This window comes from Myxococcus sp. SDU36 (assembly GCF_030168875.1).
Classification (GTDB): domain Bacteria; phylum Myxococcota; class Myxococcia; order Myxococcales; family Myxococcaceae; genus Myxococcus; species Myxococcus vastator.
The window spans coordinates 3,833,551-3,846,177 of record NZ_CP077414.1; the positions used below are offsets into that span (position 1 = coordinate 3,833,551).

Sequence of the window (12,627 nt, forward strand, 5' to 3'; positions counted from 1 at the left end):
TTGAAGAAGAACGTCTGAGACACCGCGCCGCAGCGCGAGGAGCACGGAAGCAATGCTGTTGAACCCTGGCCTGAATCTCACGCTGCGCCCGATGGCGTATCCGCAGTTCTTCGAGATGTACCGGAACGCCATCAAGAACACCTGGACCGTGGAGGAGGTGGACTTCTCCACGGACCTGGTGGACCTGCGCTCGAAGATGACGGACGCGGAGCGCCACCTCATCCACCGGCTGGTGGCGTTCTTCGCGACGGGAGACAGCATCGTCGGCAACAACCTGGTGCTGAACCTCTACAAGCACCTGAACGCGCCCGAGGCGCGGATGTACCTGTCGCGCCAGCTCTACGAGGAGGCGCTGCACGTCCAGTTCTACCTGACGCTGCTGGACACCTACGTGCCGGACCAGGCCGAGCGGGCGAGGGCCTTCGCCGCCATCGACAACATCCCCTCCATCCAGCGCAAGGCGCGCTTCTGCATGAAGTGGATGGACAGCATCCAGGGGATGGACACGCTGCAGACGAAGCAGGACCGGCGGCAGTTCCTGCTGAACCTCATCTGCTTCGCGGGCTGCATTGAAGGGCTCTTCTTCTTCGCGGCCTTCGCCTACGTGTACTTCCTGCGCAGCAAGGGCCTGCTGAACGGCCTGGCGGCGGGCACCAACTGGGTGTTCCGAGACGAGAGCGCGCACATGGCCTTTGCTTACGAGGCCATCCATGTGGCGCGCAAGGAGGAGCCGGACCTCTTCGACGCGCAGATGGAGCGCGACGTGGTGGCGATGCTCCGCGAGGCCGTGGAGTGCGAGATTCAGTTCGCCCAGGACCTGCTGAGCGGCGGCGTCATGGGCCTGTCCGTGCAGGACATGCGCGGATACCTGGAGTACGTGGCGGACCAACGGCTCCAGATGCTGGGCATGACGCCGGTGTTCGGCACGAAGAACCCGCTGCACTTCATGGACCTGCAGGACGTGCAGGAGCTCACGAACTTCTTCGAGCGCCGCGTGTCGTCGTACCAGGTGGCCGTGGGGGTTGGCGCGGCGACCGACGTAGTCCTCGACGCGGCGTTCTGAGTCGCTGTGCGCTGTGTCCCGGGGCGCGGTTTCAGGCGCCCTGGTCGATGGCAATGCGTAAGGCTCACCAGAACGTAACCGTTCACCGGCTGGTGCCTGCTTGAAGAGACATCGGGGCAGCGGACGGTGGGCGGGACGGCGCTCGACGGTGTTGGCCGCGGCGTGACACACCGCCACTCGTGGCGGAACTCGACCCCCGGGACGCGCGGATTGCGAAGCTGGAGGCGCTGCTGGAAGCGGCGCTGGGGCGCATCGCGCACCTGGAGGAGGAGAATCGGCGGTTGCGCGAGGAGAACCGGCAGCTGCGCGAGGAGAACCGGCAGCTGCGCGAGGAGAACCGGCAGTTGAAGGAGCGGCTGAATCTCAATTCGAGCAACTCCTCGAAGCCCCCCTCCGCGGACGCCCCCGGCACGCCGCGCCCGCTGAAGAAGCCCACGGGCCGCCGCCCCGGTGGTCAGCCAGGGCACAAGAAACATGAGCGAAGTCTCCTGCCGCCCGAAGCCGTGCAGCACGTCGTCGAGTTGGTGCCCAAGGAGTGCCAAGGCTGCGGGCACCGGTTGGAGGGCAGAGACTGCGAGCCGCGCCGCCACCAGGTAGTGGAAGTGCCGCCGTTGTCGGCCGTCGTCACCGAGTACCGCAGCCACGCCCTGGAGTGCCGCGCGTGCGGCACGCTGACGCGCCAGCCGGTGCCGGCGCACGCCCGCAGCGCTTTCGGAGACAGGCTGGGGGCGCTGGCCAGTCTGCTGGTAGGCAAGTACCGGCTGTCCAAACGACTGGTGAAGGATGCCCTCTCGGACATGGTAGGCGTGGACTTGTCGGTGGGCAGCGTGGTGAATCTCGAAGGGGAGATGACGGACGCATTGGCCCCAGCGGTGGCCGAGGCCCTCGCATATGTGCAGGCGGCCGACGAGGCCCACGCGGACGAGACGGGATGGGTGGAGGGGCGCAAGGATGGCCGGGGCCATCGTGCCTGGTTGTGGGTGGTCGCCACGGCCTTGGTGGTGGTGTTCCACATCGCGCGGAGTCGTGGCGGCAAGGTGGCCCAAGCCCTGCTGGGGGAGGGCTTCCTGGGCTTCCTCACCACGGACAGGTGGGCCGGGTATGACTGGTATGACAAGGGCCTGCGCCAACTCTGCTGGAGCCATTTAACGCGCGACTTTCAAGGCTTCATCGACCGCGGAGGCGAAGGCTGCCGCATTGGCGAGCGGTTGATGCGCGAGCGCCACCGCTTCTTCAAGTGGTGGCACCGGGTGCGCGATGGGACGCTGGCTCGAGAAGACTTCGAGCAGCGGATGAAGAAGGTACGACGCACGGTGGGCCGACTGCTGCGTGAGGCCGAGGTACGCGCGGAGAAGAAGACGGCGGGCATGGCACGAGAAATCCTCAAACTGGAGGAGTGCCTCTGGACCTTTGTCGACGTGCCCGACATCGAGCCGACGAACAACTTCGGCGAGCAGTGCATCCGCCACGCCGTCATGTACCGCAAGACGTCATTCGGGACGCAAGGCCCCGAGGGCAGCTGCTTCGTCGAGCGCATCTTCACCGCCGTCACCACGCTCAAACTGCAAGAGCGGGGCGTACTGGACTTCCTCACGGACACGCTGCGCACGCACCGCCGGAGCCTGCCGCCTCCCTCGCTGCTTCCCCTTGCGGAAGTCCCTCAGCCCGCGCACGCAGCATGAGTCGGTGAACGGTTACACCAGAACTTCCACCACGGGCGTTTCGGAGACTCGGTACGCCCCTGCTCCACCGCCTGGATGGGCGGAGTCGCAGCGGCGCGAGCTGCGACGAAGAGTCGTCCGAGCATGCCGCGGCCCTCATTCGCCGCTCTTGGCAGGAGGCCGGCTGTCCCGAGGGGCTCGTGCTGCACTCGGACAACGGCGGCCCCATGAAGGGCGCCACGCTGCTGGCCACCTTGCAGTGGCTGGGCGTCACCCCGTCCTTCAGTCGGCCCCGCGTCTCGGACGACAATGCATTTTCCGAGGCCCTCTTCCGCACGCTGAAGTACCACCCCAGTTTCCCTCATCGCCCCTTCGCGTCCGTCGAGGACGCGTGCCGCTGGGTGACGCGCTTCGTGGCCTGGTACAACACCGAGCACCGCCACTCCGCCATCCGCTACGTCGCTCCCGAGGACAGGCACTTCGGCCGAGAGGGCGCGCTGCTGGCCCGACGCCGCCAAGTGTACCAACGCGCCAAAGCCCGTCACCCCGAGCGATGGAGCCGCGACACGCGCGACTGGACGCCCACGGGCCCCGTCCGCCTCGGCCCCTCTCCGCCCCCCCCGGCAGTACAGGAGTGAAGCGCATCGGTTGAATCCTTTCACGCGACATCTACCTTGACGCTCACCGGTCCTAAGGCCGATTTTACGGGGGAGAGAGCGCCTCTCATGGCCATGTAGTTTGTGAGCGGGCCCTTACGCGGCAACAAGTAGGTCTCACGCCGCCAGAAGGCGTCCAGGACGAGTTCTCGAACCATGCCCCTCAACCTGGGGATGGTCCTTGCCAATGACCAACTCAGCCCTGACTTTCGTTAAGAGCTGTTAACGGGGGAAACTCCACTGGCAGCTTGCAGGCGCAAACCATGTTCCTGATAGACTAACGCGCAATCGCCCCTGATCGCCCCACCATCCGGCCACTTCCTTCACACTACTTATGACCGATCGCTATCTACCTCCTAAAAAAATCCCAACATCACTCTGGGATTCACCCCAGACCCTACTGCGACTACCAACACAATTAACCACGGCATACGCCACTGAAATCGAAGCACGAAATCTGCTCGACGCGGCAATTAACAACGAACCCGACACAGGCCCCACTGGCGGGATATCGCCCCAAGAAACAGAACTGCATTTCGCCACGAGGTTTTCTGGCTCTTGCGGTCGTACAGCCCTCGCTGCGTTAGATCCAAAATCAGAACTGCGCGATGCGTCTGATCGAATAATTGGTGCCCTCTCTGGCGGAAAAGTCTCCATGCTGGACATCCCTTGCGGAACAGGTGCTGGCGCAGCGGCACTATTGACAACAATCGCAACACTACGGGAACAGGACTGTATTCCATGCCACCCCCTGGAGGTCAGACTACTCGGAGGTGACAACTCCCCACATGCACTACAGATCGCCAACTCACTATGGACTCGAATTACCCCGGCGCTCAGAACCCAAGCCATCACGCTACATCACGAACTCATGAAATGGGATGTCAAAGACGAGGCAAGCACTGTAGATCTTCTATCGAAATGGCTCAACAAGGGACACGATTCAAGACTGCACTTCATTCTGGCAGCAAATTTCTCAGGATTCCTTGGCACAAGCAGCAATCTCAAGAACGCACAATCACAACTAAATCACATTTTCCAATGGGCCGGCACTAGAGCAGCTCAGACAATATGGATCGAGCCACAAACAAACATAGCCGACTCATTCCTCTCAGAGCTTTACGCGAATGCCATCAAACGCGTTCGAAGACTATTTACAACATCGAGCGAAAACCCACTCAAACCACACGCCAAAAGTGAATGTACGCAGCAGCACCCTCTCACCAAGCCCAAGAGGTTCAATGTTAGACTCTCACTCATGATGCTCGACCACAAGGAGCGAACTCCATGAGACCCGACATTCTCCCGGTGAGAACAGCGAATGAGTATCGCAGCCGAGACATCACCAGCTATCTGTCTCTGAGACATCTATTTCGCTCATTAAGCGCACGAACAGATCGATGGGCAACAGACATTACGCCCGGTAACCGTTCACCGGCTGGTGCCTGCTTGAAGAGACATCGGGGCAGCGGACGGTGGGCGGGACGGCGCTCGACGGTGTTGGCCGCGGCGTGACACACCGCCACTCGTGGCGGAACTCGACCCCCGGGACGCGCGGATTGCGAAGCTGGAGGCGCTGCTGGAAGCGGCGCTGGGGCGCATCGCGCACCTGGAGGAGGAGAATCGGCGGTTGCGCGAGGAGAACCGGCAGCTGCGCGAGGAGAACCGGCAGCTGCGCGAGGAGAACCGGCAGTTGAAGGAGCGGCTGAATCTCAATTCGAGCAACTCCTCGAAGCCCCCCTCCGCGGACGCCCCGGCACGCCGCGCCCGCTGAAGAAGCCCACGGGCCGCCGCCCCGGTGGTCAGCCAGGGCACAAGAAACATGAGCGAAGTCTCCTGCCGCCCGAAGCCGTGCAGCACGTCGTCGAGTTGGTGCCCAAGGAGTGCCAAGGCTGCGGGCACCGGTTGGAGGGCAGAGACTGCGAGCCGCGCCGCCACCAGGTAGTGGAAGTGCCGCCGTTGTCGGCCGTCGTCACCGAGTACCGCAGCCACGCCCTGGAGTGCCGCGCGTGCGGCACGCTGACGCGCCAGCCGGTGCCGGCGCACGCCCGCAGCGCTTTCGGAGACAGGCTGGGGCGCTGGCCAGTCTGCTGGTAGGCAAGTACCGGCTGTCCAAACGACTGGTGAAGGATGCCCTCTCGGACATGGTAGGCGTGGACTTGTCGGTGGGCAGCGTGGTGAATCTCGAAGGGGAGATGACGGACGCATTGGCCCCAGCGGTGGCCGAGGCCCTCGCATATGTGCAGGCGGCCGACGAGGCCCACGCGGACGAGACGGGATGGGTGGAGGGGCGCAAGGATGGCCGGGGCCATCGTGCCTGGTTGTGGGTGGTCGCCACGGCCTTGGTGGTGGTGTTCCACATCGCGCGGAGTCGTGGCGGCAAGGTGGCCCAAGCCCTGCTGGGGGAGGGCTTCCTGGGCTTCCTCACCACGGACAGGTGGGCCGGGTATGACTGGTATGACAAGGGCCTGCGCCAACTCTGCTGGAGCCATTTAACGCGCGACTTTCAAGGCTTCATCGACCGCGGAGGCGAAGGCTGCCGCATTGGCGAGCGGTTGATGCGCGAGCGCCACCGCTTCTTCAAGTGGTGGCACCGGGTGCGCGATGGGACGCTGGCTCGAGAAGACTTCGAGCAGCGGATGAAGAAGGTACGACGCACGGTGGGCCGACTGCTGCGTGAGGCCGAGGTACGCGCGGAGAAGAAGACGGCGGGCATGGCACGAGAAATCCTCAAACTGGAGGAGTGCCTCTGGACCTTTGTCGACGTGCCCGACATCGAGCCGACGAACAACTTCGGCGAGCAGTGCATCCGCCACGCCGTCATGTACCGCAAGACGTCATTCGGGACGCAAGGCCCCGAGGGCAGCTGCTTCGTCGAGCGCATCTTCACCGCCGTCACCACGCTCAAACTGCAAGAGCGGGGCGTACTGGACTTCCTCACGGACACGCTGCGCACGCACCGCCGGAGCCTGCCGCCTCCCTCGCTGCTTCCCCTTGCGGAAGTCCCTCAGCCCGCGCACGCAGCATGAGTCGGTGAACGGTTACTACGCCCGAACTCACAACAACAAGAACCTCATTGCCTTATCGACGCAGTCGCGTTTACAAGGGAGCAAGACCCCAGGACCACACCAAAACAATTGACTACAGGGAACTTCATCTACCTGCCCCTACGGAGATGCTTGCCGAAGCAGCGTTACTGGATGCATGCGCCCGCACAAGCGACGTATTCAGGCGACACCCAAACGTCTACAGCAACGTACTCAGCGAACCCCAAGCACGTCATGGCATGGTGGATCCATATTTCATTTGGTGGAAAAAACGGCAGGTATCAATAGCAGACTCAGCCAAGTCGACTCCCAATGGCCTCGTTGCGTACTTCGACATAAGACAGTTCTACGACTCCGTCCCCCACACATTGACCTCATCAGCATGGGCCAACCATTGCGAGACAGGCCAACTTGCGCACAAATGGCGAACACTGGGAGATAAACTCATTGCCGATTACCAGCAAATCAAGCCCGGAAATACAGGTCTGGTTGCGGGCCCCATGTTCGCCCACGTCCTTGGAAACTTGATACTCAGGGAGGTTGACAATTTCCTCTCCGCGACTTTTCCAGGAAGTTACTTTCGATATGTCGATGACATTGCGCTCGTCCTCAACACCCGTTCGATTGAACGTGCCACAGAGGTCATTCGGCATGCACTGCCACTCGGACTCCGGCTGCATGAAGACAAAACACTCGGGCTCGACACAGCCGACTGGATCCGCATCACCCAATCGTTTCCGAATGAGACGGGCACTTACTTTTGGGCGAAGCTTATTGGTGGCATCAAGTACTTCTTGGCTGCTCGCAGCAATCAAGCGCCCGTGCTGAGACGCATCCTGGCTGACAACGGATTTCGAATTCCTATTCGCGACTACTCAACCAGCGTTGGCGAGATCCCCTATCTCCAGCGCCTTTCTGCGCGGTTTCGCGAACGATGGCTTAGCAACCACACCTTCCCTCAAACTCCAAACGACCTGCTTGAACTGGCAAAAATAGCTCGACACGAGCTTCAAATACGATTCGAACGGTTTACAGAGGAACCGCCACAACAAGGTATGCTACGGAAGTTCCAGTTGCAGAAAATCAGATACACAGCAACTCGTCTACTTTACTTAGGAGATCCCGTCAGGCTACCTAAAATCGAGGCGGCTATCGAGAGTACCATCGAAATGTCGGACATCAGCGCAATATACAAGTCACTCAGAACAGGAGATGTCTCAGAGCTACTTTCATACTCCAGTTCAGTCGCGCAGAGTGCGGCACAGTTGCTTGCAACTGACCCCAAGCCATTGCGGTGCAACGTCACATCTTGGCGGCCGGAACTTGAGGCGGCCTGGGCGGTTCTTAACATGAATGGGATTCAATTCACTGCTGACGCCTCTTCTCCACCTGAGACCCCACTGGTTAATTTCTCCACACAGAGTCGTAACGCATCGACTTCAGATCCCTATTTTGAAGAGGTCTTTGCCCTTGCGCGAGGAACGACAATAAAACACGAGACTCTTTTAAGAACCGCCTTTGACTATGAAGAAGAGCACGTTCTCGACGCGATACGTTCGCTTCGATCTTCTTCATGAGCCGACTCGATCATTACGAAACAGTTCCAGATAACAGTTTTACGCTGATGCAGCTTTCACAAGCCACCAACTGTGCACACACATTCAGCCAACAGGCCGATCTATTACTCTCGACGAACCACGCAAATCAATATTGTCTCATGAGCTCTGCAAAAGGATTCGGTCTTCGAGATCGTCCAAAGACAGTTAATGGCTTCGGTGTTCAGTCCATTCTCGTGGCGGCCAGCACTCACTGCGGCATCCCGTGAAGCCACCACATCAGCCCACCCACCACGAACTGGCCACCAACGAACAGCGCCACCCGCCACGGTAGCCGCACCGGCCGGCCCTGGAAGTCATCAAACCGAACCAGGGCGAACAGGGCCCAGACCAGCGTCATCACCCCGCTGAGCACGAAGCCCGTCACCGGGCTCTCCACCGGCGGAGCGAAGATAAAGTGGTACAGCACGGCGGGAACCACGAAGGCCACCAGCAGCACCAGTCCCCAGACGCGCGCCGCGGGCACCAACGTCGCCGCCCTGCGCATCCTCCGCGCCCGGCCAAGCTTCGGCGCCATCTCGCTCACCGGCGTCGGCTTGGGCAGCACCTTCCCCTTCCACACCAGGTAGTGCGTGGCCATCAGCCTCGACGCGCGCGTCAGGTTGAAGCCCTCCACCGGCGTCCCCGCCGCCATCGCGCTGCGGCAACTCACCGCCCAGTCGATGTAGTGGTGGACCTCCTCCAGCGGCAGCTTGACGATGCTCCGAATCACCTCGCGCGCCACCACGGGCGCCAGCGGGTCCACAGACCACCCATCCGCCCCCAGCGTGCTCAGCGCCTCGTCCTCCCGCTTCGCACCGGTGGGCACGCCCTCCTCGCCCTGGGACTCCAGCTCCCACGCCATGGTGCCCACGTCGCCCATCCACACCCGCGTGCACTTGAAGCCCGCTTCCTTCGCCAGGCTGGCCACGCGCGTCAGAAAGCCGTCCTGCTCCGCCGCCTCCGCCTCGCCTTCGACGACGCGCGGCGCTCCGAGCACCTGCACGTCGATGAGCGTCAGCGCCGGCCCGAACTGGAAGACGTCCGCGACGACGATGTCGCTCCGAGGCTGCTCCCCGAACGACGTCCCCAGTGCGGCGTCCATCCATTGACGGACCCTGGACCGGTCCGGGCTCCCATGAATCCAGAGGTGATTCGCGATGCCGTAGGCCATGAGTTCCTCGGCCCGGATGCCTACCAGAGACGCGGCGCCACGCTCCAGGGTGATTGGTGCCCCACCCGCGCATGGAGGCCACCCCGGGTCATGGTAGACAGGGACGCACCGCATGGACCGCCTGTCCCAACTCCTCTGGCTCTGGATGCTCTTCTTCGCCGTCAACGCCCTCTGGGCGCTGGCGCAAGCCGCCGTGGCCAGCACCGTGGGCGCACGGCCCGTGTCCATCGTCCTCGGCTACGGACCCACCCTGCTCTCCGCCCGCCTGGGCAGCATCCTGTGGGCCTTCCGCCCCCTGGCGCTCGGCAGCGCGGTGAGCTTCGACGAGCCCACCGCCGAGGGCGCCCCCGCCAGGAGCCGCCTGCTCCAGCTCTCCCCGCCCCTGCACGCCGCCGTCATCCTCCTGCCCTGGGTCCTCCAGGTCGCCATCGCCATGGCCTGCCTGGGCCCCTCGGAGGGCCTGCGCCACTTCGTGAGCGGCTTCGCCATCCCCTTTGAGCCCTCCCTGCTCCCCGGCCGCGTGGAGCGCTTCCTCGCGCTCCTCCGGGACGGCGACCTGCTGCGCGCCTGGGGCCTGATGAGCGCGAAGCTGGCCGCACTCAACCTCCTGCCCCTGCCCGCGCTCGCCGGAGGCACGTTCCTGCTCCTGCCCTGGCGCAAGGGCTACCCCGTCTGGGCCGGCCTGCTCGGAGTCCTCGGGCTGCTGGCCGCCGTGCCGTGGGTCCTCTACGTGCTCTACGTGGTCATCAAGGCGCTCGTCTGACGCCTACGCCTGGCGCTGCAACGCCAGCCGCGTCCCCAGCACCACGAAGACGCCGCCAGTGACGCGCTTCTGCCACGCCGCCACCCTCGGGTTGCGCCGCATCCAGCCCCCGAAGGCCCCGGCCGTCGCCGCCAGCAGCACCAGCCACGACGTCCCCGTGACGGAGAACATCAACCCGAGCCCCAGGAACTGGAGCCCCGTCGAGCCCGCGGACGCGTCCACGAACTGCGGCAGGAACGCCAGGAAGAACACGGCCACCTTCGGGTTCAGCACGTTGGTGACGACGCCGTCGCGGAAGATGCGCCGCAGCCCCAGGGCCGGGAGCGCCCGCACCTCCTCGGGAGCGTCGTCCTGGGAGCGCAGCATCTGCACGCCCATCCACACGAGGTAGGCCGCACCGCCCCACTTCACCACGGAGAAGGCCAGCGCCGACGTCGCGAGCAACGCCGACAACCCGAACGCCGCCGCGGCGATGTGGAACAGGCACCCGACGAAGATGCCCAGCGCGGAGACGATGCCCGCCTTGCGCCCCTGCCCCATGCTCCGAGCCAGCACGTACATCGTGTCCGGCCCAGGCGTCAGGATGAGCGCGAGCACCGCCAGGAAGTAGGCCGTGAGGCGCGTCGCGTCGAAGAACATGGCGGCTCCAGTGGGGGGCTCGACAGGCCCCTGGTCCCGGTCACCGTACCCGCCGGAGCCCCCCGCGAAAAGCGACGCCCAGCATCAGACGGGGGCGCGCGTTCCGGCCTGCTGGTCCGCGATGCGCGACTCACGCTCGCGCCGCAGGGCCCGCTCGGCCTCCTCCGCACTGATGGGCACGGACGGACGGAACACCGTGCGGTACACCGCCGCCGCGGTGGCGCCTCCCAGGAGCGGCGCCACGATGAACAGCCACAGCTGCCCCAGGGGCACGCTCCCCGCGAACACCGCCGGCCCCAGGCTGCGCGCCGGATTCACGGACGTGTTCGTCACCGGAATCCCCACCAGGTGGATGAGCGTCAGCACCAGGCCAATGGCCAGCCCCGCGAAGCCCACCGGCGCGCGCGCATCCGTGGCCCCCAGCACCGTAAAGACGAGCAGGAAGGTGAGCACCACCTCGGTGAGGAAGGCCGACCCCATGCCAAAGCCATCCGGCGAGGCGGCGCCATAGCCATTGGTCGCCAGCCCCTGCGTCGCCACCGAGTAGCCCCCGGGCATGCCCCGGGCAATCAGCAGCACCACGCCCGCCGCGACGATGGCCCCCGCGCACTGCGCCACCACGTAGCCGGCCGCGTCCTTGCCCTCCATCTTCCCCGTCAGCAAGAGGCCCAGCGTCACCGCCGGATTCACATGGCAGCCGGAGATGGGCCCAATCACGTACACCATGGCCAGCAGCGACAGGCCAAAGGCGAGCGCCACACCCTGGAAGCCGATGTGGTCCCCCGCCAGCACGGCCGCCCCGACGCCGCCCAGCACCAGGACGAACGTCCCGATGAACTCGGCAACGTACTTCCGGACGGCTTCGTGCTGGTGGTGCTTGCCCGCCCGAGCCAGCGCGGCCCTGTCCGTGGTTGCATCCATGGTCCGCCTCGTTTCGCGCGCCCAGACGCCACGCCTCAGCGCATTCTTCCAGGCACGCTGTGCATGGACCGGGAGACGACAACGCGAAGCACCGCGTCACGGCCGCTGAGCGGCCCCCGTGCGCGGCCCAAGGCCCTCCGCCTCCCCTGACATACACAGACATTCCCGCTTTGACTTTCAGGCTGGGGGACGACAGCCTGGATGGGCCGTCCCCCCACCTCGAAAGGACTTGTCATGAAGGCTGCAACGCTGCTGCTCGCTGTGACGACGCTGCTGTCCGCGGTTGGCTGTGGTCCGGTGGATGCGCCGGAGGTTGAAGCCGACCTGGGTCAGCAGGAGACCGAGCTGAACAACTGCACCACGCTCAAGTACATGTGCCCCAACGGCAGCTTCATCCGGTGTCCCTCGGGCACGCAGTCGTGCGGGATGTACACGACGTGCTCGCTCTACTGCGACGCCATCGAGGTGCGCTGCGACTTCGCCGACCTCTGCCCGCTCATGTGACGGCGCGCGCCAGCCGGTGCGGCGCCGCGCACAGTAGGCGCGGCGCCAGCACCCGGCCGGGACTACTTGTTCTTCATCACCCCGATGAAGGGGAGGTTCCGGTACACCTCGCCGAAGTCGAGCCCGTAGCCGACGACGAAGAGGTCCTCGATGACGAAGCCCTTGTAGTCGATGTCCACCTGCGTCCGGGCGCGCGCGGGCTTCTCCAAGAGCGAGCACACCTTCAGGGACGCGGGGTGCCGGGCGCGCAGGTTCTCCAGCAGGAACTGCATGGTGAGCCCGGTGTCGATGATGTCCTCGATGATGAGCAGGTGCTTGCCGGCCATCGGCTTGCTGACATCGGTGGTGATGCGCACCTCGCCCGTGGACTCCGTGCCTCCCTGGTAGCTGGACACGCCCAGGAACTCGAACTTCACCGGCAGGTCGATGTGCTTCGCCAGGTCGATGGCGAAGAACGCCGAGCCCTTCAGCACGCAGATGAGCGTCAGGTCCTTGCCCGCGTAGTCGCGCGTAATCTCCGCCGCGAGCTCGCGCACGCGCGCCTGCAACTTGTCCTCGGAAATCAGGACACCGACTTCCTGCTCGTAGAACGCCAAGATTCCTC

At 64.1% G+C, this 12,627-nt stretch carries 11 protein-coding genes and 2 pseudogenes; 9 read left to right on the forward strand and 4 right to left on the reverse strand.

Translation table 11 applies throughout. The features are described 5' to 3' along the window. The first annotated feature begins 52 nt into the window (after positions 1-52). The 7 genes and pseudogenes from KGD87_RS14935 (at position 53) to KGD87_RS14965 (ending at position 8,252) form a co-directional block, all read left to right on the forward strand. Positions 53-1,063: a ribonucleotide-diphosphate reductase subunit beta gene (locus KGD87_RS14935; RefSeq protein ID WP_284668092.1), complete on the forward strand. Its 1,011-nt coding sequence runs from the start codon at positions 53-55 to the stop codon at positions 1,061-1,063. A 179-nt stretch (positions 1,064-1,242) separates the two neighbouring features. Further along, a complete protein-coding gene (gene tnpC / locus KGD87_RS14940) occupies positions 1,243-2,745 on the forward strand; it encodes an IS66 family transposase (RefSeq protein WP_284664471.1) in 1,503 nt (500 codons plus the stop codon). A gap of 107 nt (positions 2,746-2,852) precedes the next feature. After that, positions 2,853-3,362 (forward strand): annotated as a pseudogene (locus KGD87_RS14945) (transposase); the annotation flags it as partial. 352 nt (positions 3,363-3,714) lie between these two features. Beyond that, entirely contained in the window at positions 3,715-4,671 is a 957-nt protein-coding gene (locus KGD87_RS14950; RefSeq protein ID WP_284668093.1) for a hypothetical protein, read from the forward strand. A 237-nt stretch (positions 4,672-4,908) separates the two neighbouring features. After that, positions 4,909-6,409: pseudogene (gene tnpC, locus KGD87_RS14955) on the forward strand (IS66 family transposase). A 257-nt stretch (positions 6,410-6,666) separates the two neighbouring features. Next, entirely contained in the window at positions 6,667-8,004 is a 1,338-nt protein-coding gene (locus KGD87_RS14960) for an RNA-directed DNA polymerase (RefSeq protein WP_284668094.1), read from the forward strand. Then, entirely contained in the window at positions 8,001-8,252 is a 252-nt protein-coding gene (locus KGD87_RS14965) for a hypothetical protein (protein WP_284668095.1), read from the forward strand. Before KGD87_RS14960 ends, KGD87_RS14965 begins: the two co-directional genes overlap by 4 nt. On the opposite strand, the gene KGD87_RS14970 is transcribed toward KGD87_RS14965, so the two are convergent. After that, positions 8,234-9,196: a hypothetical protein gene (locus KGD87_RS14970; protein ID WP_284668096.1), complete on the reverse strand. Its 963-nt coding sequence runs from the start codon at positions 9,194-9,196 to the stop codon at positions 8,234-8,236. The genes KGD87_RS14965 and KGD87_RS14970 overlap by 19 nt on opposite strands. A gap of 112 nt (positions 9,197-9,308) precedes the next feature. On the opposite strand from KGD87_RS14970, the gene KGD87_RS14975 reads away from it, so the two are divergent. Next, positions 9,309-9,959, forward strand: coding sequence for a hypothetical protein (locus KGD87_RS14975; protein ID WP_284668097.1), 651 nt, complete (start codon positions 9,309-9,311; stop codon positions 9,957-9,959). Positions 9,960-9,962: 3 nt separating this feature from the next. Here KGD87_RS14975 and KGD87_RS14980 read toward each other — a convergent pair whose 3' ends face one another. Then, entirely contained in the window at positions 9,963-10,598 is a 636-nt protein-coding gene (locus KGD87_RS14980; protein ID WP_284668098.1) for a LysE family translocator, read from the reverse strand. 84 nt (positions 10,599-10,682) lie between these two features. Next, entirely contained in the window at positions 10,683-11,519 is an 837-nt protein-coding gene (aqpZ, locus tag KGD87_RS14985; protein ID WP_284668099.1) for an aquaporin Z, read from the reverse strand. 234 nt (positions 11,520-11,753) lie between these two features. Between aqpZ and KGD87_RS14990 the strand changes: the two genes are divergently transcribed. Continuing rightward, a complete protein-coding gene (locus tag KGD87_RS14990) occupies positions 11,754-12,023 on the forward strand; it encodes a hypothetical protein (protein WP_284668100.1) in 270 nt (89 codons plus the stop codon). Positions 12,024-12,085: 62 nt separating this feature from the next. Here the strand turns inward: KGD87_RS14990 and hpt are convergent, their stop codons facing one another. Next, complete coding sequence (hpt, locus tag KGD87_RS14995; RefSeq protein ID WP_163784681.1) at positions 12,086-12,619, reverse strand: hypoxanthine phosphoribosyltransferase; 534 nt, start codon at positions 12,617-12,619, stop codon at positions 12,086-12,088. Between the last annotated feature and the right edge of the window lie 8 nt (positions 12,620-12,627).